Below are 25,902 nucleotides of genomic sequence, written 5' to 3' on the forward strand. Positions count from 1 at the left end.
GAGCCCTCGCGAGGGCTTCGCCGGTTTTCCATCAGGCCTCGCAGCCCGCCGAAAAGGATAGACCATGAGCTTGCCCGCGCTCGTCTCTTTGCCTGCCATTCTAGCTCCACTGGCCCAGCGCGCCGAACAGTCGTTGCACCAGGCCTTGCATGAGCTTTCTGCGCAGGCGGCCGCTGATTTTGCAGCCTGGCCGCCCTTGCTCAAAGAGCAGTTGCAGCGCGTAGCGGCGGCGAGCGACTTCGTGACGCAACAAGGCGTACGCGATCCGCAGATGTTGCTCTACCTGGCCGCCAGTGGCGAGCTGGAGCGGCGCCTGGCACCCGGCGAGTTGCGCGAACAGCTGGCGCAGCTACTGAGCGAGTGTGACGATGAAAACGACCTGGCGAGAAGCTTGCGGCGCTTTCGCAATCGTCAGCAACTGCGCATCATCTGGCGCGATGTCAGTCGACAGGCGGATCTGGTTGAAACCTGCCGAGACCTCTCTGACCTGGCCGACGCCTGCATCGATCTGGCCTATCACTGGCTCTACCCCCGGCATTGCGAGCAGTTCGGCACCCCGGTCGGGCGGCGCACCGGCGAGGCGCAGCATATGGTCATCCTCGGCATGGGCAAGCTTGGCGCCTTCGAGCTGAACCTGTCGTCGGACATCGACCTGATCTTCGGGTACCCGGAAGGCGGCGAAACCCAGGGTGTCAAACGGCCGCTGGATAACCAGGAGTTCTTCATCCGCCTGGGCCAGAAGCTGATCAAGGCGCTCGACGCCATCACTGTCGACGGCTTCGTGTTCCGTACCGATATGCGCCTGCGCCCTTACGGATCGTCTGGAACGCTTGTGTTCAGCTTCAATGCGCTGGAGCAGTACTACCAGGACCAGGGGCGTGACTGGGAGCGCTACGCGATGATCAAGGCGCGGGTGGTTGGTGGTGATCAGGAGGCCGGCGCGCAACTGCTGGAGATGCTGCGCCCGTTCGTTTACCGACGTTACCTGGACTTCTCGGCCATCGACGCGCTGCGCACCATGAAGCAGTTGATCCAGCAGGAGGTGCGCCGCAAAGGCATGGCCGAGAACATCAAGCTCGGCTCCGGGGGCATTCGCGAGGTGGAGTTCATCGCCCAGGCATTCCAGCTGATCCACGGCGGGCGCGATCTCAGCCTGCAGCAGCGCTCGCTGCTCAAGGTGTTAGAGACGTTGAAGGGGCAGGGTTATTTGCCGGCCGAGGCGGTCGACGAGTTGCTCGCCGGGTATGCCTTTTTGCGGTACACCGAGCATGCGCTGCAGGCCATCGATGACCGGCAGACGCAAATGCTGCCGGACAACGATGAGGACCGCGCCCGGGTAGCTTTCATGCTCGGCTTTGCAGACTGGGACGCCTTTCATGAGCGGCTGATGCACTGGCGAGGCCGGGTCGACTGGCATTTCCGCCAGGTCATCGCCGACCCGGACGAGGATCAGGACACTGGCGAGGAGCCCATGGTCGGTGCCGCCTGGCTGCCGCTGTGGAATGACGATCAGGACGAAGAGGCGGCGTGCCGGCAGCTCGCCGAAGCCGGTTTCAACGATGCTCAGGCGGCCTGGCAACGGTTGGTGGGCCTTCGCAATGGCAATCAGGTGCGTGCCATGCAGCGCATCGGCCGCGAGCGTCTGGATGCCTTCATCCCCCGGCTATTGGCCGCCACGGTGGAGCAGGAAAAACCGGATCTGGTGCTCGAGCGGGTGCTGCCGCTGATAGAAGCGGTTGCCCGGCGCTCCGCCTATCTGGTGCTGTTGACCGAAAATCCCGGTGCACTGTTGCGCCTGCTGACGCTGTGTGCGGCCAGCCCGTGGATCGCCGAGCAGATCAGCCGCTTTCCCCTGTTGCTCGACGAGTTGCTCAACGAGGGGCGTCTTTTCAGTCCGCCGCAGGCACCAGAACTGGCCGCCGAATTACAAGAGCGGTTGACGCGGATTCCCGAGGAAGACCTCGAGCAACAGATGGAGGCCTTGCGTCATTTCAAGCTGGCTCACGGTCTGCGCGTGGCGGCGTCGGAAATTGCCGGCACGCTGCCGCTGATGAAGGTAAGCGATTACCTGACCTGGCTGGCCGAGGCCATTCTCGACCAGGTGCTGGCCCTGGCCTGGCGGCAGATGGTCACCCGCCACGGCACGCCGCAGCGCCCTGATGGCAGCCTGTGTGCGCCGGACTTCATCATTGTGGGCTACGGCAAGGTTGGCGGTATCGAGTTGGGCCACGGCTCGGACCTCGACTTGGTATTCATCCACGATGGCGATCCTCAGGCCGAGACCGATGGCGCCAAGTCCATCGACGGCGCGCAGTTCTTCACCCGCCTGGGCCAACGCATCATTCATCTGCTGACCGCGCAGACCAACTCGGGCCAACTGTACGACGTCGACATGCGCCTGCGGCCTTCCGGGGCCGCCGGCTTGCTGGTCAGCTCGCTTGGCGCCTTTCGTCGCTACCAGGAAGGCGAGGCCTGGACGTGGGAGCACCAGGCGCTGGTGCGTGCGCGGGTGCTGGTCGGTTGTCAGCGGGTCGCGGCGGCCTTTGCCGAGGTGCGTGTCGCCGTGCTGGCTCGCGAGCGCGATCAGGCCAAGTTACAGGCCGAGGTCAGCGAGATGCGCGCCAAGATGCGCGACAACCTGGGCACTCGTGCCACTGCCGCCGGCACCGCAGAGAGCGCCTTCACCGCAGCCGCCTCCTTCGACCTCAAGCAGGATGCCGGAGGTATCGTCGATATCGAATTTATGGTGCAATACGCGGCCCTGGCGTGGTCGAAACAGCACCCGGTGCTGCTCGAGTTCACCGATAACATCCGCATTCTGGAAGGCCTGGATCGGCTCGGATTGCTCCGCGATGGCGAGGCGACCCTGCTTCAGGACGCTTACAAAACCTACCGCTCTGCAGCCCACCGACAGGCGTTGCAGAAGCAGCCTGGGGTAGTGGGTGGCGACCAGTTCCACGAGCACCGACGCAACGTGATGCGTATCTGGCGTGAACTGGGTCTGAGTTGATGGCAGCCGTCCGCCCTCGGGCTTCTCTATCGAACTGAGCGTATGAATATTCTGATCATCGGCCCTTCGTGGGTAGGCGACATGGTGATGGCGCAGACATTGTTCCAATGCCTGAAAGCGCGCCACCCCGATTGCGCGATCGACGTGCTGGCGCCGGAATGGAGCCGGCCGATCCTCGAGCGCATGCCCGAGGTGCGTGAAGCCTTGAGCTTTCCGCTCGGCCATGGCGTGCTGGAACTGGCCACGCGGCGGCGCATCGGCAAGTCGCTGGCGGGCCGTTATGACCATGCGATCCTGCTGCCCAACTCGCTGAAGTCGGCACTGGTGCCGTTTTTCGCCGGCATCCCCGTGCGCACCGGCTGGAAAGGCGAGATGCGTTACGGCCTGCTCAATGATGTTCGCACCCTGGACAAGGCCCGCTATCCGCTGATGATCGAGCGTTTCATGGCGCTGGCCTATGCGCCGGGCGCCGAGCTGCCGCAGCCGTATCCGCGACCGTCGCTGCGCATCGACCCGGCATCCCGCGACGCGGCGTTGGCGAGTTTCGGCCTAGTGCTGGATCGCCCGGTGCTCGCGCTGTGCCCCGGTGCCGAGTTCGGTGAGTCCAAGCGTTGGCCGAGCGAGCACTATGCGCGCGTCGCCGAGCACAAGATTCGTGAAGGCTGGCAGGTTTGGCTGTTCGGCTCGAAGAAGGATCATCCGGTTGGTGAAGACATCCGTTCGCGGCTGATTCCAGGATTGCGCGAGGAAGTGGTCAACCTGTCTGGTGAAACCAGCCTGGCGCAGGCCATCGACTTGCTGTCCTGCGCCGCCTCGGTGGTGTCCAATGACTCCGGCTTGATGCACGTGGCGGCAGCGCTCAATCGTCCGCTGGTGGCGGTTTACGGTTCGACGTCGCCGCAATTCACCCCGCCGCTTGCTGAACAGGTGGAAATCGTCCGGCTGGGTATCGAATGCAGCCCGTGCTTCGATCGCACGTGCCGCTTCGGCCATTACAACTGCCTGGTGCAGCTCGAGCCGCGTGTTGCCAATGAGGCACTGGATCGGCTCGTTGCCCGTCCGGTCGAGGTATAGCGCCGGATGCGAGTGTTGTTGATCAAGACGTCATCGCTGGGCGATGTGATTCATACCCTGCCGGCGCTGACCGATGCCGTGCGGGCCAACCCCGGTATTCGTTTCGATTGGGTGGTGGAAGAGGGCTTCGCCGAGATACCTGCGTGGCATCCGGCGGTGTCGCAGGTGATTCCGGTGGCCATTCGCCGCTGGCGCAAGCACCCGCTGCAGACCCTATGCAATGGTGAGTGGTCACGCTTCAAGCAGCGCCTGCGCGATACGCCGTATGACCTGGCCATCGACGCCCAGGGGCTGCTCAAGAGCGCCTGGCTGACGCGTTACGTCAACGCGCCGGTGGCCGGGCTGGATGCCAAGTCAGCGCGCGAGCCAATCGCTGCGCGCTTCTACGACCGATGTTACAGCGTGCCGCGTGCCCAGCATGCGCTGGAACGCACCCGTCAGTTGTTCGGCCAGGCACTGGGTTACAGCGTGCCTGCCGGTCTGGGCGACTATGGTTTGAACCGCGCCCAGCTTGCAGATCCGTCACCGCGCCCTTATCTGGTGTTTCTGCACGGCACCACATGGTCGAGCAAGCACTGGCCGGAAACCTACTGGCGCGAACTGGCCGAGCAGGTCAGCGAGCAGGGCTGGTCGATTCGCCTGCCCTGGGGCAACGAGGTGGAGAAGGCGCGCGCCGAGCGTATCGCCGCTGGCATCGACGGTGCTGCAGTGCTGCCGAAGCTCAATCTCGCCGGCGTTGCCAAGGTGATCGCCGGCGCTCAGGCCTGCGTCGCGGTAGATACCGGCCTCGGTCACCTGGCAGCCGCGCTCGATGTGCCCTGCGTGTCGCTGTACGGGCCGACTTTGCCAGGCCGCGTTGGCGCCTATGGCCGTTCGCAGATTCATCTGTGTGCCAGCGGCCCGGATGCTGGCAAGGGCGACCGCGACAAACCGTGCTTCGATGATTTACTGCCGCAGCGTGTGTTCACCGAGTTGCACGCGCTGCTGCTGGACATGGGGATAGACTGATGCCACTGAGCGAAGGGCCGATGCGCCTGGCTTTCATCCTCTACAAATACTTCCCGTATGGCGGGTTGCAGCGTGATTTCATGCGCATCGCCCTGGAGTGCCAGTGTCGTGGCCACAGCATTCGCGTGTACACGCCGATCTGGGAAGGTGAAATACCCGATGGTTTCGAGGTGGTGGTGGTGCCGGTCAAGGCGCTGTTCAATCATCATCGCAATGAGAAGCTCACCGCCTGGGTGCAGGCAGATCTGCGCAAGCGCCCGGTCGATCGCGTGATCGGGTTCAACAAGATGCCGGGGCTGGACGTGTATTACGCCGCCGACGGCTGCTTCGAGGACAAGGCGCAGACCTTGCGCAACCCGCTGTATCGCCGCTGGGGTCGTTACAAGCATTTCGCTGAATACGAGCGGGCGGTGTTCTCCCCCGAGTCGCACACCGAGATCCTGATGATCTCCGAGGTGCAGCAGCCGCTGTTCGTCAAACATTACGGCACGCCTGCCGAGCGTTTCCACCTGTTGCCGCCGGGGATTTCCCTGGATCGCCGCGCACCGGAAAATGCCGCCGAGATACGCGCCGAGTTCCGCCGTGAGTTCAATCTGGCCGACGACGACCTGTTGCTGGTGCAAATCGGCTCCGGCTTCAAGACCAAAGGCCTGGATCGCAGCCTCAAGGCACTGGCCGCGCTGCCGCCCGAGCTGAAGAAGCGCACCCGACTGATCGTCATCGGTCAGGACGACCCCAAACCATTCCTCTTGCAGATCACCAAGCTCGGAATAGGCGATCAGGTGCAGATCCTCAAGGGGCGCAGCGACATTCCGCGTTTCCTGCTGGGCGCTGATTTGCTGATTCACCCGGCCTACAACGAAAATACCGGCACGGTGCTGTTGGAGGCGCTGGTCGCAGGCCTGCCAGTACTGGTGACCGACATTTGCGGCTACGCCCATTACATCCGTGGTGCCGATGCGGGGCGCGTAGTGCCCAGTCCTTTTGCGCAGGAAGTGCTTAACCGCACCCTGGCGCAGATGCTGGCAGACGACGAGTCGCGTGCAGCCTGGCAGCGCAACGGCCTGGCATTCGCCGACAGCGCAGACCTGTACAGCATGCCGCAGCACGCGGCCGATGTGATTCTGGCGCCGCGCCCTTGATGAGGAGTGTCCAGCCATGAAGCTGTTTCTCGAACAGCCATTTGCCACCTTGTGGCAAGGCAAGGATGCCTTCGAAGAAGTCGAGCGCCTGCAGGGGCAGGTTTACCGTGAGCTGGAGGGGCGCCGTACGCTGCGCACCGAGGTCGACGGCAAGGGTTATTTCGTCAAGATTCATCGCGGCATCGGCTGGGCGGAGATCGTCAAGAACCTCTCCACGGCGCGCCTGCCTGTGCTGGGCGCTGGCCAGGAGTGGAAAGCCATACAGCGGCTGACCGCGGCCGGCGTGCCAACCATGACCGCCGTCGCCTATGGCGAGCGCGGCAGCAATCCGGCGCAGCAGCATTCGTTCATCGTCACCGAAGAACTGGCGCCGACTGTCGACCTGGAACAGCTCACCTTGAACTGGCGAGAGCAGCCACCGTTGCCGCAGCTAAAGTGGGCGCTGATCGAGCGTGTGGCCGAGATGACCGGACGCATGCACGCCGCTGGGGTCAACCATCGCGACTGCTATATCTGCCACTTCCTGCTACACACCGACAAACCGTTCGATGCCGCTGATTTCCGCCTCTCGGTGATCGACCTGCACCGCGCTCAGCTGCGGGCTGCCGTGCCGCGGCGCTGGCGCAACAAGGATCTGGCCGGGTTGTATTTCTCCGCGCTTAACATTGGCCTGACGCAGCGTGATTTTCTGCGCTTTCTCAAGGGCTACTTTGCTGCAGCTGGGAATGGCCGCTCGTTACGACAGATCCTGCGTGATGAAGCCGCTCTGCTGGCCTGGTTGCAGCGCAAGGCGCATAAACTGCTGACGCGCTATGCACGCAAGTATGAAACAGAGGTGAGCCATGAGTGAGTGGCGCGTCACCGCATTGGCGACACCTGGAGCCGCTAGGGCCTTTGCGACCCTGGACGCGGTGTTTGCCTTGCACGGCGAGGCGATTACCCACGATCCGCTGTCGGATGTAATCCGCGTGGAATTCGATGGGTTGCGTTATTACGTCAAGCGCTATCACGGCGCCGGCAAGGGCGCGCGGCGCTTCATCGGCAGGCCACGAGTCAAGGCTGAGTGGCAGAACCTCAAGCACTTCGCCGCCTGGGGCATTCCGACGGCGCCGATCGCTGCCTACGGCATGGAGCGCAAGGGCAGCAGGTTTGACCGCGGAGCGCTGATCACCCAGGAGCTGGTCGACACGGTGGACATGTGGCGCCTTGCCGACAGCGGCGACGCGCGTTTGCGCGACCGCGCCTGGGTGCACGACGTCAGCTGCCAGTTGGCCAAGGCTACACGCACCCTGCATGACCATCACTTCACGCACAACGACCTGAAGTGGCGCAACCTGCTGGTCGACGAGCACCGCCGCCTGTTTTTCATTGACTGCCCGACCGGGGCGTTCTGGTGGGGGCCGTTCCTGCGCAGGCGTATCGTCAAGGACCTGGCCTGCCTGGATAAGGTTGCCAAATACCACCTGTCGCGTACCCAGCGGTTGCGCTTTTACCTGCAGTACCGGCGTCGAGAGCGCCTGAACGACAGTGACAAGCTGCGTATCGGCCAGATCGTGCGTTATTTCGAGGGAAGAGAATGAAGGACTTCATCGACAGCGAGGATCGCTCGCTGCTCGAACGTCACAACCTGGCCAGTTTCGAGGCGCTGTGGGCGCTCGAGCTGCATGCGGTGGACGAGCCCAATGAATCGCCTAGCGGTGGCTGGAGTTCAGTGTATCGGCTCGACCTGGACGGCCACGGCTTCTACCTCAAGCGCCAGAGCAACTACCTGACCCGTAGCCTGGAGCGCCCCCTGGGTGAGCCGACCCTGGCGCGCGAATTCCGCAGCATCCGTCGTTACGACCGTTTGGGTATTCCGGCGATGAGTGCAGCGTTCTATGCCGAGCGCCGCGTAGCCGGTGAGCGCCGGGCCGTTCTGCTGACCCAGGCGTTGGACGGCTGGCGTGATCTCGACAGCTGGCTGCCGGGTTGGGCGCAATTGGCTGGCGAGCAGCGCCAGGCCATCGTCAGCGCATGCGGTGCGCTCGCCCGCCAGGTACATGAAAAGGGGCAAGTGCATGGCTGTTTCTATCCCAAACATATCTTCTTGAAACCCGATGCCGATGGTTTCGCTGCGCAACTTATCGACCTGGAGAAGACCCGCCCGCTGTTCTTCGGCGAACGTGACCGCACCAAGGATCTGGAACCCTTGTTGCGTCGCGCTAATCCATGGAATGACGATGATATCGTTGGGTTTCTGACCGCCTACTTGGGCAGCGCCCAGAATGTGGACCATTGGCTGCAGCGCCTGACGGCGCGGTTCAAGGACAAGGCGCAACGCCCATGAAACTGACTTCCCTGAGCGAGGCCGGGCGCAGCCCCGCGTTACCTCTATTGATCGTACTGCCGAGCGGCCAGCCGCTTGAGCTGCACAGCCTGCTGCGTGTGCTGCCTGGACAGCGTTATGTGGGCAAGGCGCAGTGGCAGGATCGTGCGGTGCTCGCCAAATTGCTGGTCGGCAGTAAGGCCGAGCGGCATTTCAGTCGTGAACTGCAGGGCGCGCAGTTGCTGGCCCAGCAAGGCTTGCACACGCCAGCGTTGCTCGACCACGGGACTCGCGCGGGCGAGGGTGGCTGGCTGTTGTTCGAGTTCCTCGAAAACGCCCGTAGCCTGGCTGATGACTGGCAATCGGTGGCCGACCAGCCCTGGCTGAGCGACGCCCAGCAGCAGGTGATTGGCGAAGCCCTGGGTGTCATCGCCGAGTTGCACGGCAGGGGGCTGTGGCAAGAGGACCTGCACCTCGACAACCTGCTGCGTCAGGATGAACGTCTGTACCTGATCGATGGCGGTGGCATTCGTGCCGAGACCGCCGGGCAACCCCTGTCGCGCGACAGAGTGCTGGCCAATCTCGGGTTGTTCTTCGCGCAACTGCCTGGCGCCGTCGACGATTTCATCGAAGAACTGCTGGTCCATTACCTGCTGGTCAATGGCGAGCACGCCCTGCCGCTTGAGGCGCTGCTCAAGGCCGTCGCGAAGGCACGAGTAACACGCATGCAGGCATACATGGCCAAGATAGAGCGTGATTGCACGACCTTTCGGGTCTGGCGCAGCGCTTCACGGTTGCAGGTTGTACGCCGTGAAGAGGAGGCGCAACTGGCGCCGCTGCTGGCGGCCCCCGACGCAGCGATCGAGGCCGGCCAACCGCTCAAACTGGGCGGATCGTCGACTGTGGCGCGCGTCGAACAGGGCGCTCGGCAACTGGTCATCAAGCGCTACAACATCAAGGGTTTCGGTCACTGGCTAAGGCGTTTCTGGCGCCCGAGCCGTGCGTGGCACAGTTGGTGCGAGGGCAATCGCCTGGAGTTTCTCGGCATCGCCACGCCCAAGCCGCTGGCTGTGTTGGAGCGACGTACCCTGTGGCTGCGCCGCCAGGCGTATCTGATTACCGAACACTCTCCGGGTGTGGATATAATTACCCGTTTCGCGCCCTACCAGGCAGACGAATTGCCGCCAGAGGCGGACCTGCAGGCGCTGCAGACCTTGTTCGCGACGCTGATGCGTGAGCGCATCAGTCACGGCGACTGCAAGGGCACCAACATTTTGTGGCAGGCCGGCCGCTGGGCATTGATCGATCTGGATGCCATGCATCATCACGGCAACGCCAGCAGCTTCAATACCGCCTACGCGCGGGATCGTGCGCGCCTGTTGCGCAACTGGCCGGCCGGGAGCGCTCTGTATCAAGAGCTGGACCGGCGTTTACCGACTATCACCTGAGCCCGCTCCAGGCGTGCTTGGCGAAACCAAACAATCGCGGTTGTCGACGCTCGGCAAACGCACTAAGAGGCTTTATCCGTGGCATTGACGATTCTTGGCCTATCCGGCGCCCTCAGCCATGACCCATCCGCTGCGCTGTACATCGACGGCAAGTTGATCGCGGCCGCCGAAGAAGAGCGCTTCGTGCGCGACAAGCACGCGAAGAATCGCATGCCCTATGAGTCGGCCAAGTTCTGCCTGGAGCAGGCTGGCATCAAGCCCTCGGATGTCGATGTGGTGGCCATTCCCTTCGCCCCCATCAGTTTGTTCGGCAAGGAGCGCTGGCACTACGCCAAGCGCTATTGGTATGCGCCCGATCGCGCGCTTGACGCCATCCTGATGGGCAACCGCCGCTACAAGCGCTATCGCAAGAAGATCGTCTGGTGCCTGGAGCAACTGGGCTTTGACGCCAAGAAGGTCAAGATCGAGCCGGTCGAGCACCACCTGGCACACGCCGCCAGCGCCTACCACTGCTCGGGCTTCACCGAGAAGACCGCCATCCTCGGTATCGATGGCAAGGGCGAATACGCCACGACCTTCTTCGGGTATGGCGAGAACGGCCGCATCCACAAGATCAAGGAGTTCTACGACCCGGATTCCCTGGGCGGTCTGTATGGCGCGGTCACCGAATTCCTCGGTTTCGAGATGCTCGACGGTGAATTCAAGGTCATGGGCATGGCGCCCTATGGCGATGCCAGCAAATACGATTTTTCCCGCCTGGCCAAGTTCGAGAATGGCGAGCTGGTGATCAACACCGACTACGCCAACGTCATCGGCCTGCGTCGCTACAAGGAAAAGGGCAAGGGCTTCTACTTCTCGCCCAAGCTGATCGAGTGGCTGGGGCCCAAGCGGGAGGGCGATATCGCCGACGATCCCTATATCCACTATGCCGCCAGCATGCAGGCGCTGTTCGAGAAGCTGGCGCTGGAGATGATGGATTACTACCTGGGCGACATCATCCGCGAAACCGGCAAGATCGCCTTCGCCGGCGGCTGCGCGCTGAACGTCAAGCTCAACCAGAAGATTATTGCCCGGCCCGAGGTCAAGGAACTGTTCGTTCAGCCGGCCTCCGGTGACGCAGGCACCGCGGTCGGCGCTGCCGCCTACGTGTCGCACAAGCGTGGTGTGCCGGTCGAGAAGATGGAGCACGTGTACCTCGGCCCGGCCTATAGCAACGAAGACGTGATTGCCGCCTGCGCACGCCATCCGAACGCGCCGAAATGGCAGAAGATCGAGGACACGCCGCAGCGCATCGCCCAGATCATGGTCGACGGCAACCCGGTGGCCTGGTTCCAGGGCCGCATGGAATTCGGTCCGCGCGCCCTCGGCGGCCGCTCGATCATTGGTTGTCCGAGCATCCCCGGCGTGGCCGACCGTATCAACGAGCAGATCAAATTCCGCGAGCGCTGGAGACCCTTCTGCCCGTCGATGCTCGACACCGTTGCCGAGCAGATGCTCAAGGTCGATCACCCGAGCCCGTTCATGACCTTCACCTTCGAGGTTAACGACGAATGGAAAGCGCGCGTGAGCGAAGTCGTCCACGAAGATGGCACTTCCCGCGCCCAGGTGCTCAAGCGTGAATACAACCCGCGCTGGTACGACCTGATGCTGGAGCTGGAAAAACTCACCGGCAACGGCGTGTCGCTGAACACCTCGCTGAACCGTCGCGGCGAACCGATGATCTGCTCGCCGACCGACGCTCTGAACATGTTCTTCGGCTCGGATCTGCAGTACCTGATCATGGAAGATATTCTGGTGATCAAGGACGATGTCGTTGCGCCGAGCAGTGACCCGTCCGGTAGCGTGGAGTCCTAGGTTTGGCTGGTAGCCAGGCAGGGTTGAAGACGCTGCTGTTCAACGACACGTCTTCGGAAGGTCACCACGGCTGCCATTTGGTGATGCAGCAGATCTACACGCTGGCCGAGCAGGCTGGCATGGAGATTCTGCGCGCCTGCCCCATGCACCATGACTGGCAGACAGATGAGCAGCTGCAACGTGACATTCGCGCTGCAGATATCTGTCTGGTCAATGGCGAAGGCACCATGCACGATGATGCGCCGCTGGCCCTGCGTTATGGGGCACTGGCGCGGTATTGTCGGGAGCATGGCGTGCCCTGTTTTCTGATCAATTCGGTGTGGCAGAACAATGTGCGGCTCAATGCCGATGCGCCCTTGTTCACGCGCATATTCGTGCGCGACGTGCTGAGTCAGGCTGCGTTGGGTGAGATCGGTGTGTCGGCCGAGGTTGTTCCGGATCTGACGCTTTCTTATCAATACCAGGGGGCTGCGCCCGCTCGTCAGGGCCTGCTGATCAACGGCAGTGTGCTCACGGAGCGGTTGCGCGAGGCGTGGCGCATCAGCTGTGCCAATCCTCACCTGCGCTATCCGCACCCTTGCAGCTGGACAAGGGCTTCAACGTCTATCTGCGCAAGAATCTGCGCAAGCGGCTGAAAGCCTATCGGCGTATCGCCGCCAGTTATCTGCACCGTTATCCGGCCGAGTTGCCCGGTTCGCGGATCGACAAGTTGCGCTGGCGTTATGCCGTGCTCGCGCCGCGCCGCTTCCTCGGCCTTTTGCGCCGTTCGCAGGGAGTGATCACCGGGCGTTTTCATCTGGTGACCTTGTGCCTGGTCACCGGCACCCCTTTCTATGCCATCGCTTCGAATACCCACAAGATCGAAGCCTTGCTTAAGCAGGTCGGATTAGGCGAGCGCCTGCGCTCCTCGTATGAGGAGGCTGTTAGTGATGCGCCGCGCATCGTATTCAGCGAAGCGGAGCAGTCGGGTATCGAAAGCTTCCTGCAGGATGCTCGCGGTCAGGCCTGCGCGATGTTTGCCGGGATGGCCCAGGTAGCCAGAGATCGGCGCGCTACGCGATAGCGGTGCAGAGAGCAGCCGCGGGCTGTTTTGCATGTGACCGAACGGTCAGAAAAATCCGCTCGGGCGCCGCTCATCAAATTCATTGAACGATGCGAATTCATGCATCTCCGACTGTGATGGTCGAGGTTTCGGCTGCGCGAAAATCAGGCTGGCATGCCTGATTTTCAGCTGCAGCCGATGCGACTTTGCCGGGTGCTTACCTGCACCTGAATCGTTGCCGTGAAAAGAGTTGGATCGATGAATACTAATAATATGAGCCAGGCATGGGTGCTGCAGATCTGTCATGGCTACGACGGGCCGTTTCTCGACTGTGCTCGACAATATGCCGTGCTTTTTGCCGACAGCCCTTACAAGGTCATGACCGTGTACCTGAGTGGCAAATATGACGCTCAGGTTGAAGCAGGGTCGGCCTCCGATGAGGTGGTCTTTCTCGAATACAGCAGCAAGGCGCTCAGAGGGCTGAAGCTCGGCGCGATTCGCGCGATTCGTCGGATCGCTTCTGAGCGCAACTTCACGCTGTGCATCGCCCATCGCTTCAAGCCAACCTATATCGCCTGTCTGGCCACGCGGGTACCCGTCATCGGTGTGAACCATGCCTTCGGTGTATATCACAGGCGATTTCGCCAATGGTTCGCCAATGCCTTCAGCAAGCGTCTGATGCTGCTCGGTGTGTCCAATGCCGTGCGTGACGATCTGCGTGCGAGCCTGCCTGCTTGGCCTGAGGCGCGCATCGAAACCTTGTACAATCGCATCGATATCGAGACCTTGAAGGCGCAGCAGGTAACGCGCGAGGATGCCAGGGAGTACCTCGGCTTGCCTCAGGATGTGTGGGTCGTCGGTAACGTAGGGCGTTTGCATCCAGACAAGGATCAGGAAACGCTCATTCGCGGCTTCGCCAAGGCCCTGCCGGATTTGCCTGCGGGTAGCCTGCTGGTGATCGTTGGTCGCGGGCGCCTCGAAGCCAGGTTGCGAGCCTTGACTGAAGAATTGGGCGTGGGGCACGCCGTACGCCTGCTCGGGCAGATCCCCAATGCCAAATACTATTTCAAGGCATTCGACGTCTTCGCCTTGACCTCGGATCATGAGCCCTTCGGCATGGTGCTCTTGGAAGCAATGGTGGCAGGGGTGCCGCTAATTTGTTCTGATTGTGGGGGCGGGCGTGAAGTGGTCGACAGCGTTGGCATACTGTTCCCTCAAGGCCAGATCGATGCGCTCTCGCAGAAAGTTGCAGCGGTCTGCACTTCAGCAGATGGCGAACTCAAGAACTACCGATCATCAATGATTGCTCGCCTGAATGATCAATTTTCCGATCAGGCGGTCGAGTCGCGCTTTTGGTCCTTGCCCTTCCTTTCCCGCTTATCCTGATTGACCCGGACGCGTATTAATGACATTGCTGCGAACCGTTGAAAACGGTTTACCACGTATCCGTTTTCTCATTCCGTATTTCGGGCGATGGCCATTCTGGTTTGCGTTTTTTCTGGAAAGCTGTCGACGTAATCCGAGCATCGACTGGCTGTTGTTTACTGATTGCGAAGTGCCTGAAGAAGCACCTGAAAACGTGCAGTTCGTTCAGATGTCCTATGCAGATTATTGTGCAAAGGTTTCTGAGCGGCTGGGTATCGATTTTCACCCTGGCAATGCGTACAAGCTGTGTGACATAAAGCCAGCCTTGGGTGCAGTGCATCAGGACGCGCTAGAAGGCTACGACTTCTGGGCGTTTGGTGATATCGACATCGTTTACGGAGACCTGCGCAGATATTTTACGGCGCAACGCTTGAGCACCAAGGACTTGTTTGCAACTCACCCGCGACGCATTTCAGGCCACTTGTGTCTATTGCGTAATACTCCGCTCATGCGCAACGCCTTCCGGCTGATACCGGGTTGGCAGAAGCGTTACGAGGATGAGAAACACCAGGCCTTGGACGAAGGGGCGTTCAGCCGCCTGTTCATCCGCCACAAGAACTGGCCTGAGCCGTTGCGCCGGCTCGCATCTCGATTTAATTCCTGGAACAGGCGTAGTGAATTTATTGAGGCACATAGCACCTACACGCTCCACGCCGATGGCCGTCGGGTTGTTGCAGATAGCTGGTTCTATCGTGATGGACTTTTGACCAATAGCGAGCAGGGCGAACAGATTCTTCCGTATCTACATTTTATGGTCTGGAAGAACGCGGACTGGAAAGGTCGGGTACCGGAAGAACTGCTGGGGCCAACGAACTTGCATCTTGCCAATTCTTGGCGAATCGATACTCAGGGCTGGCATGCCTGGCCGCAACAGGAGGCTGGCGCGTGAGTGTCTTAGAGCGGCCGCTCGTTTCAGTAATTGTGCCTTGTTATAACTATGCCGCCTATGTCGCCGATGCGCTGCGCAGTGTCTTGGCCCAGGATTATGAGAACTTCGAGCTGATCGTCATTGATGACGGTTCTTGTGATGAGAGCGCCGAGGTCATTGAGCAGGTTCTGCAGGCTCATCGTCAGTCGAGCAAGGTCAAGCGAATCGAGTTTGTCAGGCAGGAAAACCAGGGGGTAAGTGCCGCGCTTAACACCGGCCTGGCCTTGGCCAGCGGGGTTTTCGTGGCGACCTTCGATGCTGACGATGTAATGCCGGCTGGTCGCTTGGCGCTGCAGGCCGCCTATCTTGAAGGGCATCCGGAGGTAGGGTGCCTGGGAGGGGTGGCCGTGAGGATCGACGAGCACGGGACGGTTCTGCCCAAAAGGGACAAGAAACGCTTGGTTCGTCGCTATGACTTCCACGCAGCCCTAGCCATAGCGCTTGTGGTAGGTGGCAACATTGCCGTCTATCGCCGTGACGCCATGCATTCTGTTGGGGGCTACGATCCGGCGATCAAAGTGCAGGATTTCCAGATGACGCTAAAGATCGTCCACGCGGGATTTTACGTGGATGTGCTGCCCGACGTGGTAACGCTCTACCGTAAACATCCACACAGTTTGTCGAAGCAATACAAGTCTGAGTACGACTATGGAATGCAGGTGATAGAGGCATACCGTGATCATCCAGCCTATCCGTCTGCCAAGGCGCGGCTGATTACCAAGGCGCTACGTATGGCTGTCACCGACGACAAGGCATATGCCTGGCAGCTGTTGCGCCAGGTTCCGCTTAGGCAGTGGGATCGGCAGTTGCTCAAGCGCGTGAGGCACCTGCTTTTGAAAAAGGGCAGGGTAGAGAGAGAAGAGCATGTGTGAAACCATGGTTCAAGTTCGAGCACCATCAGATCAAGCTGTCTCTCTGGACGTAGTAATACTCAGCTTCGCCAAAGACGCGGCCTTGCGACAGGTCACCGAGCATTGCCTCGATTCGCTGGTGGCATCCGAAGACCCGGAGCGGATTCGCCTCCGTATCTGGGTGCTCGAGTCCAATGCTCAGGCACCGGCTTATACACAGCCGGGGGTTGCAACGCTCTATCCCGAGGCGCCCTTCAACTACCACGCCTACATGAATATTGGCATTCGCGAGGGGCAGGCGCCCTTCGTGGCTATCTGCAACAACGATCTGTCTTTCCATCCCGGCTGGGCTTCGGAACTGCTGCGCGTGTTCGAGCAAGATCCGAGCGTCAGCAGCGCCAGCCCTGCCTGCTCCCTGCACCATCCTCGCAATGGTTTCGCGCTCAACAGCGGTGTCTATCCAGGCTATGGGGTGCTGAAGGAAATTTCCGGATGGTGCCTGGTCTTTCGCCGCTCCATCCTCGAGGTGATCGGCGCTCTGGATGAGCGGTTTTTCTTCTGGTACGCGGACAACGACTATGCGCTGACGCTCCAGTCCAAGGGATTGCGGCATGTGCTGGTCACTTCTTCGGTCGTCGATCATCTCGACAGCCGCACGCTGCGTACACACACCTCGGCTCGGCAGTGGTTGATGACCAAGCGCGCCAAGTACACCTTCGAAGAAAAATGGCTTGGTCGCAGCAAGGGCTACCTGATGCGCAAGAAACTCAAGCTGTACCTCAAGTTTCCACTCTATTACCTAGGGCTGAAGAAAGTTAAATGAACGAGCGTTTTTCGCGGTGCCGGAGTTGATCTCCGTCATCATCTGCAGCGCCCAGCCCGCGCGGTTACAGACAGCGACCCGCAATATCGAAGCCACGATCGGTGTCGAATACGAGCTGATTGCCGTGGACAACAGCGTCGAGGGCCGAGGTATCTGCGCGGTCTACAATGAGGGCGCCTCCAGGGCGCGCTATCCGTTCCTGTGCTTTGTGCATGAGGATGTGGAGTTCTTGAGTCAGGATTGGGGCGTGCGGGCGCTCGCTCATTTTTCGCACGACGAGGGTCTTGCCCTCATTGGTCTGGCGGGGAGTCGCTACAAAGCGTTAACACCTTCTGGCTGGCACAGCGGTGATGACGACGATCTCTGTATCAACGTGCTGCATGGTGCGTCGAGAGCAAGTGCCAAGGCGGCTTTCTTCAAACCAACCGACAGCGGTTCGGCGACCTGTGTACCGGTCGTGGCGCTGGACGGTGTCTGGTTGTTCGCTCGTCGTACGGCGTGGGCCGAAACACGCTTCGATGAGCGGTTGGGCGGCTTTCATTTTTATGACGTCGATTTCAGCCTGCGTGTTGCCCAGCGAGGCAAGATCGCCGTCGTCTTCGATATCGAACTTTTGCACTTTTCCCTGGGCAGCTTTGCTGAGGCGTGGGCTAGGCAGGCGCTCGCCTATGCCGCTGCGGCACCAGTGGCACTGCCGTTTTCTTGCGCCACGCCCTCGAACCCGGGCCTGATGTGCCGCAAGGAGGCGGCGGCAGTGCGTTACTGGCTGCGCCTGTTGAGGCGAGCGCAACTGCCATGGGCTTTGCGGATTCGCTGGCTCCGGGCTGTCGGTATCCTGCGCTACCCCGCCCAGTGGCGCGTGGCGCTCAAGTTTCTGCTGCGTTGATGATTTCAGCGTAGCGGAAGCAGGATGCCCCCAGGATGTAGTCGGCGAGCTGGTGCGTGTCGATGGGGGCATCCGCGAGTTGCGCCAGTTCGTCGGCAATGGAAAAGCTGGGTATGCCATCGGCTATCAGGTTCAGGCTGCTCGCTTGGTACATGGCACAAGGTACGCCGAACAGCGTTGCTTCAAACAGGCTGGTGGTATTGAACCCAACTGCCAGGTCATAACCTCCGGCACGTAGCGCGTGTGCGAGGGTTGGGCTGTCGTCGAGCGAGGCGCTTGATGGCAAAGCAGCCATCAGTGCCGCGTCTTTGGCGAGCAGCGGGTGCAGACGCACCGTCAGCCGATAGTGCGCAGGCAGCGACGCCAGTAGATGGAGCAGTTGGATGCTGTCGGCCACATAGCGTTTGCCCGGCAGCACGCAGAGCAGGTGTTTGTGCAGTGTGGGCGATGGCCGCGACCCAGGCTGAGGCGCGGGTGGGTCGATATAGCCGGCGATCTGTATCCGGTAATCGGGAGTGCGGCCGATTTCACGGTGGAATGCAGCAATTTCGGCGCGGCAGAACTCGCTCCAGACCAACAGGGTGCTGGCCGTGACGTTTTCATAGTTGATGATGTCGATCGGTTGCTCGCCGCGATAACGATGATAAAGCCCGTGCTGCAGTGAGTAGGTCGGCAGGCCGTGATGTCGGCAGGCGGCGACCAGAAAGCACTCGGGAATGTTGGCGCTGTTGAAACTGACCAGTGAAGTCAGCTGTTGAGGGATCTGCAGCCTGTCGATGGCTCTGAAGTGCTTGATGGTATGGCACAGCGCGCTGAATACGTAGAACTGCAGCAGCAGGGGCAGCGAACAGCGCCGTGTTATCCTCCAGGCCGCGTACATGGCGCGCCAGTCCAGCGATTTGCTGGCGTCCTCCTTGATGGCAGGCATGTAACTTATGTTCCGAGGCTGCTTTTCGCTAAGCCGGTTGCCGATGCTCAGGGCAAGCTTGGTCTGGTCGTCGCGATCGCAGTGCCAGATGTAGGCGTCACCCTTGAGCTGATCATGGTGGCGGTAACGCGGGGTCAGGCGGATCAGCTTGAACGCGTTGCGGATCTTTTTACGGGCCGAGCGGTTGTCGAACAGCAGGTGCGCCAACACCGCTGCCGTTGGGTTGCAGAGGTTGTAGCCGCGGTAGGTGGCGAACCTGAGCTTTTCTTTTGTCTGGGCGTAGAGGCTATACATGAACCGGTCCATGGGGCAGCGGCATGCTGCACTGCAAGCACCTGATGCTCGCGGGGAGGCTTGAGGTGGGCAAGACCCTAGTCTTTCAAAATGAGCGCATCGGGCGCAAACAGATCCGGGCTTTATTGGCGCTTCTCATCGACCTCGAGGATTTTGCACCCGCCCGTGCGGTTGCCAGGATAGGCCAGGGAGACGAGGCGTTGTTCGTCAAACGCTATCGACGCTCCATGAAGCCCTGGTGGAAGCGGATCCTGCGCCGGCCCTATCAGTCTCCGCTGCGCAACGAGGCGATGCTGCTCGCCAGGCTGCAAACGCTTGGTTTTCCAGCGCCTGAGCCGCTGCTGTACACCGAGTCTCGGCATCCGGGGTTTCATCAAAGCCTGCTGCTCACGCGCTTCTTGCCAGGTGTGCCACTGGCTACGCTGACGGGGGAGGCATTGCAGCGAGGTGCGCACCAGGCACTGAGCCTGCTTGCCCAGTTGCATGCCCATGGGATCGCCCACGGCGACTGTAACCCATATAACTTTCTGGTGGCCGAGCAGGCTTATCTGCTGGATTTCGAGCGGGCGGATGATTTCAGCCGGGAAGCTGCCATCGATGACTTCAAGAAGATCATGCTGCGCCTGCGTGACCTGGGTTTGAGTGACCAGGTGCTCGAAGCGCTTGCCGCAAGCTACGCTTCAGAGGCCGATTCGCCTGTGCTCGATGCCAGGGCGATACTGGCCGAACTGCAAGGGTTGAGTGTGGTTCGCAAGCCAACGCGTTGGCGGCCACCCCAGCAGTTGCAAGGTTTACTCTGAACAGCAAGCCGGCAGCCATGCATTTTGCGGTGCGTGGCTCGCCGGCGTTCAGGCGCATTTGGTTGCGTGGTGCCTGATGGTACAATCGCAGGCTTAATCCTAGAGCCAGCATCTTATGCCTGATTCAAGCGCCAAATCGCCTTCGATCTCCAGCTTCAAGTTGTACATGCGGCTGTTGAGTTATATGAGGCGTTACTGGTTCATGTTCGGCGTCAGCATGATCGGTTACATCATCTTCGCCTCGACTCAGCCGATGCTCGCCGGGCTGCTCAAGTACTTCGTCGACGGCCTTGCCGCGCCCGAAGCCGGTATGGTCGAGTTACCGCTGCTGGGCAACATGCAACTGCTCTATGGTGTGCCGCTGGCGTTGTTGCTGATCACCATCTGGCAAGGCTTAGGCTCCTTTCTCGGCGGCTATTACCTTGCCCGGGTGTCGCTGGGGTTAGTGCAGGACTTGCGCATCGCGCTTTTCAACAACCTGCTGACACTGCCCAACCGTTATTTCGACAACCACTCCACGGGCTACCTGATTTCCCGCATCACCTACAACGTCGGGTCGGTTACCGGGGCGGCGACCGATGCCTTGAAAGTCATGGTGCGCGAAGGTCTGACGGTGGTTTTCCTGTTCGGTTATCTGCTGTGGATGAACTGGAAGCTGACCATGGTGATGGTGGCGATCCTGCCGCTCATTGCACTGATGGTTAAGAGCGCGAGCAAGAAATTTCGTAGCCAGAGTCGCAAGATCCAGAGCGCCATGGGCGAATTGACCCACGTGTCTTCCGAGACCATCCAGAACTACCGCGTGGTGCGCAGCTTCGGTGGCGAGCGCTACGAGCGTGAGCGCTTCTACGAGGCGAGCGAGGACAGCACCCGCAAGCAGCTGCGCATGACCCGTACCAGTGCGATCTACACGCCCAGCCTTCAACTGGTGAACTACGCCGCCATGGCGTTCCTGATGTTCCTGGTGCTGTTCCTGCGCGGCGATGCCAGCGTGGGTGATCTGGTGGCCTACATCACTGCGGCAGGGCTTCTACCCAAGCCGATTCGCCAGCTTTCGGAGGTCAGCTCAACCATCCAGAAAGGCCTTGCCGGCGCCGAGAGTATCTTCGAGCAGCTGGACGAAGTGACGGAGCCTGATAACGGCACGATCGAGAAAGAGCGGGTCAGCGGTGCGCTTGAGGTTAAGCACCTGAGTTTTGTTTACCCCGGAACCGAGAAAATCGTTTTGCAGGACATCAGCTTCACCGTCGAGCCCGGTCAGATGGTGGCACTGGTGGGCCGTTCGGGCAGCGGCAAGTCGACCCTGGCCAACCTGATTCCGCGTTTTTATCAGCATGATCAGGGACAGATTCTGCTCGACGGCACGCCGATCGAAGACTATCGCGTGGAAAACCTGAGAAAGCATATCGCCCTGGTCACCCAGCAGGTTTCGCTGTTCAACGACAGCGTCATGAACAACATCGCCTATGGCGACCTTCGTAACCTGCCGCGCGAGGCGGTCGAGCAGGCCGCCGAAGCCGCTTATGCCCGCGAATTCATCGATCTGCTGCCCCAGGGCTTCGAAACCCGGGTAGGTGAGAACGGCGTCATGCTGTCGGGCGGCCAGCGTCAGCGCCTGGCGATTGCCCGGGCATTGCTCAAGAGTGCGCCCGTGCTGATTCTCGATGAAGCGACCTCGGCCCTTGATACCGAGTCCGAGCGCTATATCCAGGCGGCGCTGGACAGGGTCATGGAAGGTCGCACGACGCTGGTCATTGCGCATCGGCTGTCGACCATCGAGAAGGCCGATCTGATCCTGGTCATGGATAAGGGACGCATCGTCGAGCGCGGTACTCACGAATCGCTATTGGCGCAAAACGGTTACTACGCCCGCCTGCATGCCATGGGACTCGAGGACAAGGATGAGCCGCAAGAGCAAGAACAGGCCGAGACCTGAGCCCGGCTTGGACGTTGAAGTAATAGCTCCATGGCGCTTCTAATGAGCGGATGCGCCCCGGTGAAGGTTTGCAGTACTTGATCATGGACGATTGTGGATTATGCGGGGAGTTCTGATGGCCGAGGTTTTAACGCACACTGATGCCCATCTATCAGTGTTGCCGGCTGATTGTCGGATCGCATTGGTGCCTTCTATGGGGCTCGGTGATGGATGCATTTACCTGGTGCTGGCGGCCAACCTGGCGCGTGCTGGCTATCAAGTAACGGTGTTGAGCAATCACTTTGGGGCGCTTAACGACTGGTTTCCGTTGTTCGAGGCTCGACCGTTGCCGGCGCCTGCGGAAACCTTTGCGGTGCTCGATGATTTCGATCTGGTCATCTCCGACCTGGGCAGCATGTTGACTCGCCATGCCGAGGCTGCCGAGGTGTTGGCCAGGCGCTATGTTTTCGTCGGTACGCTGAAAGTCGATTCACGATTCGTGCAGGAGCCGGCGGCCGATAGCCTGGCTCGACTGCCTGCGCAAAAGGCTCGTCTTCTCGGGCCCCTGGCTGCAGCCGCCGGGCCGCTGCGCTGCCTGCCGGATGATAGCGTCAACATGGTCGAGCAGGCCGTCGCCTTTTGTCGCACCCGTTTGGGGCTGGCCGAGGCCCACAGCGATATCGGGCTGCAGATGCCTTCCACACTCCGGCACCGCCGCCATGCAAAGCGGGTGATGCTGCACCCGCTTTCATACAACGTGAAAAAGAACTGGCCGGCGCATAAGTATCTGGCCTTGGCCAGGCGCCTACGCGCAGCGGGCTATCAGCCGCAGTTCGTGCTGTCACCCAAGGAGCGATGTGACCATCTCGAGGTGTTCGCGTCCGAGTTCGAGGTTCCCGAGTTTGCAGATGCCAAAGCCTTGGCCGCCTACCTGTACGAGTCCGGTTATGTGATTGGTAACGACTCGGGGGTTGGCCATCTTGCTTCGGCGTTGGGTGTGCCGGTGCTGACCCTGTACCGCAAGCGACGCGATGGTTTCTGCTGGCGGCCCGGTTGGGGGGCCGGCCAGGTCGTGCGCCCGATCCTGTCGCTAAATTTCATGCGTGATCAATGGGCTATGTTCATGAGCGTCAATCGGGTGGCCAGGGGTTTCCAGGTTTTGATTCAAAAGGTCGGAGTGGACCAATAATGAGTGGGTCTACCGCGATCACCATCGTCATTCCGGCGTACAACTATGCCAATACACTGGGGCGCACCGTTCGCTCAGTCGTGCCGCAGATGAATGATGACGATGAGTTGCTGATCATCGATGACGGTTCCAAGGATCACACGCCGCAAGTCATCGAGGCGCTGAAGGTCGAATTCCCGGGCCGGTTCACGGCGTTGCGCAAAGACAACGGTGGCCTGGCCTCTGTGCGCAATCTCGGTATTGAAATGGCCCGTCATGACTGGCTGATCTTTCTCGATGCGGATGATGAAATGGCGCCAGGCAGCCTGGCGCTGATTCGGGCGCATCTGGCAGCAAATGCTGAGTCACGAATGGTCATCGGGGGGCACTGGTCGGTCGATCAGGCGGGGCGACGCCGTCAGCACTCGCCCGACAAGCTGCCGCAGACGCCCATTCAACGGGTAAAGAGCTATCTGCTCGACAAAACCCTGAGCATTTCCAACGGGGCCTGTGTGATGCACCGTTCGATCTTCCAAGTCGGTAACTATCCCGAGCGTTTTCGCAACGCCGAGGACATTCCGGTATTCGCGCAAACGCTCGCCGCCTACCCGGTTACGCTGCTGCCAGAACCCCTGGCGATGATCCACAAACACAGCGACAGCCTGCGTCATGATTTTGGCTCAAGCCTAGCGGGCGGGGTTGAACTGGTCGATGAGGTGTTCGGAAGATTGCCCGCAGAGTTGCAGCAGCTACGTGCCGCGTTCTACCAGCAGCGTTGCCTGTCGCTGTTTCGCAGTGCCTGCCTGGCGGGTGATCCGGTTGCCGCCAAGCAGTTCTACTGCCAGGCGGTAACAAGCGACTGGCGCGTGCTCCTCAAACTGTCTTATTTGCGCAAGGCGATCCGCCTGTGGATGGGCCGCCTGGATGGCTAAAACGTTAAAAGTCCTGCAACTGCAGACCCGTTACAACGCAGCGGACACCAACTCTGACCTGGGTGAACAGATCCTGCAGGGGTTGCCTGCGGAGCGCTTCGAGGTGGTCAATGCCTATCTTGAAGGCCGGCCGGCAGACGATGCCGTGGACCCGCCGGGTCGCCGCCAGGTGTTCTTCGAGTTCAGCGAGAAGGACATGAGTGGTCTGCGCCGCAAGGTGCAGGCGCGCCTGCTGGCGTTCTGCCGGGAGGAACGTTTCGATGTGGTGTTGCTGCACCGCTTCAAAGCGGTCAATTTGTTCATGCACCTCAACAAGAAGCTGCGCATCGCCCGGTGTATCGGCGTATCCCACGGTTTTGGCGAGTACGACCGCTTCTATCGACGCTGGCAGGCCAGGCGTCTGATTGATGAGTGCTGGCGTTTTGTCGGCGTATCACCGGCGGTCTCCGATTATCTGGTCTCGTTGCGCTGCGGTTTTACCAATGCGAATACGGTCGCAATCACCAATGCCCTGGATATCGACCTTGCTGAGTCTCTTCAGCTGTCGCGAGAGCAGGCTCGGCAGGCTTTGGCGTTGCCGTCTGACGCGCTTGTCGTCGGGGCGATAGGCCGGCTGGTTCCTATCAAGGGCCATGTGCACCTCATCCGTGCGTTCTCAGCCTTGAGTGGCGAGTATTCGAACGTGCACCTGGCCATCATTGGCGGTGGTCGTGAGGAGGCGAACCTGTCGGCGCTGGTTGCCGAGCTGGGCCTGCAAACGCGTGTGCATCTCTGTGGCACTCGACCAGATGCCATGCGTTACGTGAAGGCGTTCGACGTTTTCGTCATGCCCTCGCTGCAGGAGGGGCTGGGCCTCGCGTTGCTGGAGGGTATGTGTGGTCGGTTACCTGTGCTCGGATCCGACATTCCAGCGATGCGCCCGTTGCTGGACGGGGCGCGAGGGCGCACGTTCGCACCGGGTGATGTGCCTGCGCTGACCGAACAATTGCGTGCCTGCCTGGCTGACAGCGACGAGACACGTGCGGAGCATGGCGAGCGTGCCTATCAGTATCTGCGGCGCGAGCACGACATCAATGATTTTCGTAACAAGTACCGCGCACTCCTTGAAGGTGATCGGCCGGTTCAAGGAGCGCCAACATGACAGAGGTTCAAAGCGGGCTGCCGTTGGTTTCAGTACTGATTTCGTCCTACAACCATGCCAACTTCATCGAAGCGAGCATTCGCAGCGTATATGCCCAGGATTATCCCTGCATCGAGTTGCTGGTTGTCGACGATGGCTCGCGCGACGACAGCGTTGCGGTGATACAGCGGCTGCAAGAGGAACTCGGCTTCAATTTGCTTGTGCAGGAGAACAAGGGGCTCTGCACGACGCTGAACGAGATGATTGCGCGCAGTTCCGGGCGTTACATCGCCCCGTTGGGCTCTGATGACGTCATGCTGCCCGAGCGTTTGTCGCTGCAAGTCGCCTTCATGGAGCAGCATCCTGAAACCGGCATCTGTGCGGGTGGTATCCTGCTGATCGATGGTGAAGGCCAGCCATTGCCTGACAGGAAGCAGCGTCACCGTCCTGCACGGCGTCTCGATTTCGATGATCTGTTCATGGACCGTCAGCCCGGCCCTCCGGCCCCAACCTTGTTGTTTCGCCGTAATGCACTTGAGGAGGTGGGTGGCTTCGATCCATCCATTCGCATCGAGGATTATTACGTAGAGCTTCGCATCGCTCATGCCGGGTACTTCATCGACATTCTGGAAGAGCCGCTTGCCCTGTATCGCGTACATGGAAACAACACGTACAAGAATCGCCGGTTGATGATCGATACCGAACTCGCCATCTACAAGCGTTTTGAAGATCACCCGGGTTATGAAGCCACCCGCTTGCGCTACCTGAATGCAATGTTTGCAAAGGTGGCAAGTGAGGACAAGGCCCTGGCGGGCGAGTTGCTAGCCCAGATTCCCTGGCGTTCGCGCAATCTCAAGACGCTCAAAGGATTCTGGCGCTACTGTTTCAAGCGAATTGCCTAGCAGCCGAGCGGCTGGCAGCGCGCTGGGAGATGCAGGTGCTTGTCTCT

The 25,902-nt window shown here is 60.6% G+C and carries 23 protein-coding genes; 22 read left to right on the top strand and 1 reads right to left on the bottom strand.

Features of this window, described 5'->3' with window-relative positions; translation table 11 throughout:
- Positions 1-64 precede the first annotated feature (64 nt).
- The 16 genes from glnE (at position 65) to BLS60_RS13020 (ending at position 17,796) form a co-directional block, all read left to right on the top strand.
- Positions 65-3,010, top strand: coding sequence for a bifunctional [glutamate--ammonia ligase]-adenylyl-L-tyrosine phosphorylase/[glutamate--ammonia-ligase] adenylyltransferase (gene glnE / locus BLS60_RS12945; RefSeq protein WP_092368669.1), 2,946 nt, complete (start codon positions 65-67; stop codon positions 3,008-3,010).
- A 42-nt stretch (positions 3,011-3,052) separates the two neighbouring features.
- Complete coding sequence (gene waaF / locus BLS60_RS12950; RefSeq protein ID WP_092368672.1) at positions 3,053-4,084, top strand: lipopolysaccharide heptosyltransferase II; 1,032 nt, start codon at positions 3,053-3,055, stop codon at positions 4,082-4,084.
- A gap of 6 nt (positions 4,085-4,090) precedes the next feature.
- Positions 4,091-5,092, top strand: coding sequence for a lipopolysaccharide heptosyltransferase I (waaC, locus tag BLS60_RS12955; RefSeq protein ID WP_070880929.1), 1,002 nt, complete (start codon positions 4,091-4,093; stop codon positions 5,090-5,092).
- A 20-nt stretch (positions 5,093-5,112) separates the two neighbouring features.
- A complete protein-coding gene (locus tag BLS60_RS12960) occupies positions 5,113-6,234 on the top strand; it encodes a glycosyltransferase family 4 protein (RefSeq protein ID WP_092368938.1) in 1,122 nt (373 codons plus the stop codon).
- A gap of 16 nt (positions 6,235-6,250) precedes the next feature.
- The gene (gene rfaP, locus BLS60_RS12965) at positions 6,251-7,084 is read left to right on the top strand and encodes a lipopolysaccharide core heptose(I) kinase RfaP (protein WP_070880928.1); all 834 of its coding nucleotides are present in this window, start codon (positions 6,251-6,253) and stop codon (positions 7,082-7,084) included.
- A complete protein-coding gene (locus tag BLS60_RS12970; protein WP_070880927.1) occupies positions 7,077-7,814 on the top strand; it encodes a lipopolysaccharide kinase InaA family protein in 738 nt (245 codons plus the stop codon). The genes rfaP and BLS60_RS12970 overlap by 8 nt, the downstream gene beginning before the upstream one ends.
- Positions 7,811-8,560: a lipopolysaccharide kinase InaA family protein gene (locus tag BLS60_RS12975; protein WP_092368675.1), complete on the top strand. Its 750-nt coding sequence runs from the start codon at positions 7,811-7,813 to the stop codon at positions 8,558-8,560. The genes BLS60_RS12970 and BLS60_RS12975 overlap by 4 nt, the downstream gene beginning before the upstream one ends.
- On the top strand, positions 8,557-9,987 hold the full coding sequence (locus tag BLS60_RS12980; RefSeq protein WP_092368678.1) for a lipopolysaccharide kinase InaA family protein: 1,431 nt from the start codon (positions 8,557-8,559) through the stop codon (positions 9,985-9,987). The genes BLS60_RS12975 and BLS60_RS12980 overlap by 4 nt, the downstream gene beginning before the upstream one ends.
- Positions 9,988-10,065: 78 nt before the next feature.
- Positions 10,066-11,841, top strand: a complete 1,776-nt coding sequence (locus tag BLS60_RS12985; RefSeq protein ID WP_092368680.1) for a carbamoyltransferase family protein — start codon at positions 10,066-10,068, stop codon at positions 11,839-11,841.
- Between the two features lie 2 nt (positions 11,842-11,843).
- Positions 11,844-12,476 (top strand): polysaccharide pyruvyl transferase family protein, encoded by a 633-nt coding sequence (locus BLS60_RS21730; protein ID WP_092368683.1) that lies wholly within the window; start codon positions 11,844-11,846, stop codon positions 12,474-12,476.
- On the top strand, positions 12,419-12,904 hold the full coding sequence (locus tag BLS60_RS21735; RefSeq protein WP_092368686.1) for a polysaccharide pyruvyl transferase family protein: 486 nt from the start codon (positions 12,419-12,421) through the stop codon (positions 12,902-12,904). The genes BLS60_RS21730 and BLS60_RS21735 overlap by 58 nt, the downstream gene beginning before the upstream one ends.
- A 252-nt stretch (positions 12,905-13,156) precedes the next feature.
- On the top strand, positions 13,157-14,269 hold the full coding sequence (locus BLS60_RS13000; protein ID WP_244153404.1) for a glycosyltransferase: 1,113 nt from the start codon (positions 13,157-13,159) through the stop codon (positions 14,267-14,269).
- A gap of 19 nt (positions 14,270-14,288) precedes the next feature.
- Positions 14,289-15,197, top strand: a complete 909-nt coding sequence (locus tag BLS60_RS13005; RefSeq protein ID WP_208597301.1) for a DUF6625 family protein — start codon at positions 14,289-14,291, stop codon at positions 15,195-15,197.
- The gene (locus tag BLS60_RS13010; RefSeq protein ID WP_070880919.1) at positions 15,194-16,108 is read left to right on the top strand and encodes a glycosyltransferase family 2 protein; all 915 of its coding nucleotides are present in this window, start codon (positions 15,194-15,196) and stop codon (positions 16,106-16,108) included. The genes BLS60_RS13005 and BLS60_RS13010 overlap by 4 nt, the downstream gene beginning before the upstream one ends.
- 82 nt (positions 16,109-16,190) lie before the next feature.
- Entirely contained in the window at positions 16,191-16,910 is a 720-nt protein-coding gene (locus BLS60_RS13015) for a glycosyltransferase family protein (RefSeq protein WP_208597302.1), read from the top strand.
- Between the two features lie 16 nt (positions 16,911-16,926).
- On the top strand, positions 16,927-17,796 hold the full coding sequence (locus BLS60_RS13020; protein ID WP_092368692.1) for a glycosyltransferase: 870 nt from the start codon (positions 16,927-16,929) through the stop codon (positions 17,794-17,796).
- On the opposite strand, the gene BLS60_RS13025 is transcribed toward BLS60_RS13020, so the two are convergent.
- On the bottom strand, positions 17,777-19,018 hold the full coding sequence (locus BLS60_RS13025; RefSeq protein ID WP_092368695.1) for a hypothetical protein: 1,242 nt from the start codon (positions 19,016-19,018) through the stop codon (positions 17,777-17,779). The two genes, BLS60_RS13020 and BLS60_RS13025, sit on opposite strands and share 20 nt — an antisense overlap.
- Positions 19,019-19,041: 23 nt before the next feature.
- Between BLS60_RS13025 and BLS60_RS13030 the strand changes: the two genes are divergently transcribed.
- The 6 genes from BLS60_RS13030 (at position 19,042) to BLS60_RS13055 (ending at position 25,855) form a co-directional block, all read left to right on the top strand.
- A complete protein-coding gene (locus BLS60_RS13030; protein WP_092368698.1) occupies positions 19,042-19,818 on the top strand; it encodes a lipopolysaccharide kinase InaA family protein in 777 nt (258 codons plus the stop codon).
- A gap of 115 nt (positions 19,819-19,933) precedes the next feature.
- On the top strand, positions 19,934-21,754 hold the full coding sequence (msbA, locus tag BLS60_RS13035) for a lipid A export permease/ATP-binding protein MsbA (RefSeq protein ID WP_092368701.1): 1,821 nt from the start codon (positions 19,934-19,936) through the stop codon (positions 21,752-21,754).
- A 115-nt stretch (positions 21,755-21,869) separates the two neighbouring features.
- Positions 21,870-22,922, top strand: a complete 1,053-nt coding sequence (locus BLS60_RS13040; protein WP_167357671.1) for a glycosyltransferase family 9 protein — start codon at positions 21,870-21,872, stop codon at positions 22,920-22,922.
- Positions 22,922-23,833, top strand: a complete 912-nt coding sequence (locus tag BLS60_RS13045) for a glycosyltransferase family 2 protein (RefSeq protein WP_092368707.1) — start codon at positions 22,922-22,924, stop codon at positions 23,831-23,833. Before BLS60_RS13040 ends, BLS60_RS13045 begins: the two co-directional genes overlap by 1 nt.
- Entirely contained in the window at positions 23,826-24,974 is a 1,149-nt protein-coding gene (locus BLS60_RS13050; RefSeq protein ID WP_092368709.1) for a glycosyltransferase, read from the top strand. Before BLS60_RS13045 ends, BLS60_RS13050 begins: the two co-directional genes overlap by 8 nt.
- Complete coding sequence (locus BLS60_RS13055) at positions 24,971-25,855, top strand: glycosyltransferase (RefSeq protein WP_092368712.1); 885 nt, start codon at positions 24,971-24,973, stop codon at positions 25,853-25,855. Before BLS60_RS13050 ends, BLS60_RS13055 begins: the two co-directional genes overlap by 4 nt.
- Positions 25,856-25,902 lie beyond the last annotated feature (47 nt).

Origin of the sequence: Phytopseudomonas seleniipraecipitans (assembly GCF_900102335.1) — a bacterium.
GTDB lineage: Bacteria > Pseudomonadota > Gammaproteobacteria > Pseudomonadales > Pseudomonadaceae > Aquipseudomonas > Aquipseudomonas seleniipraecipitans.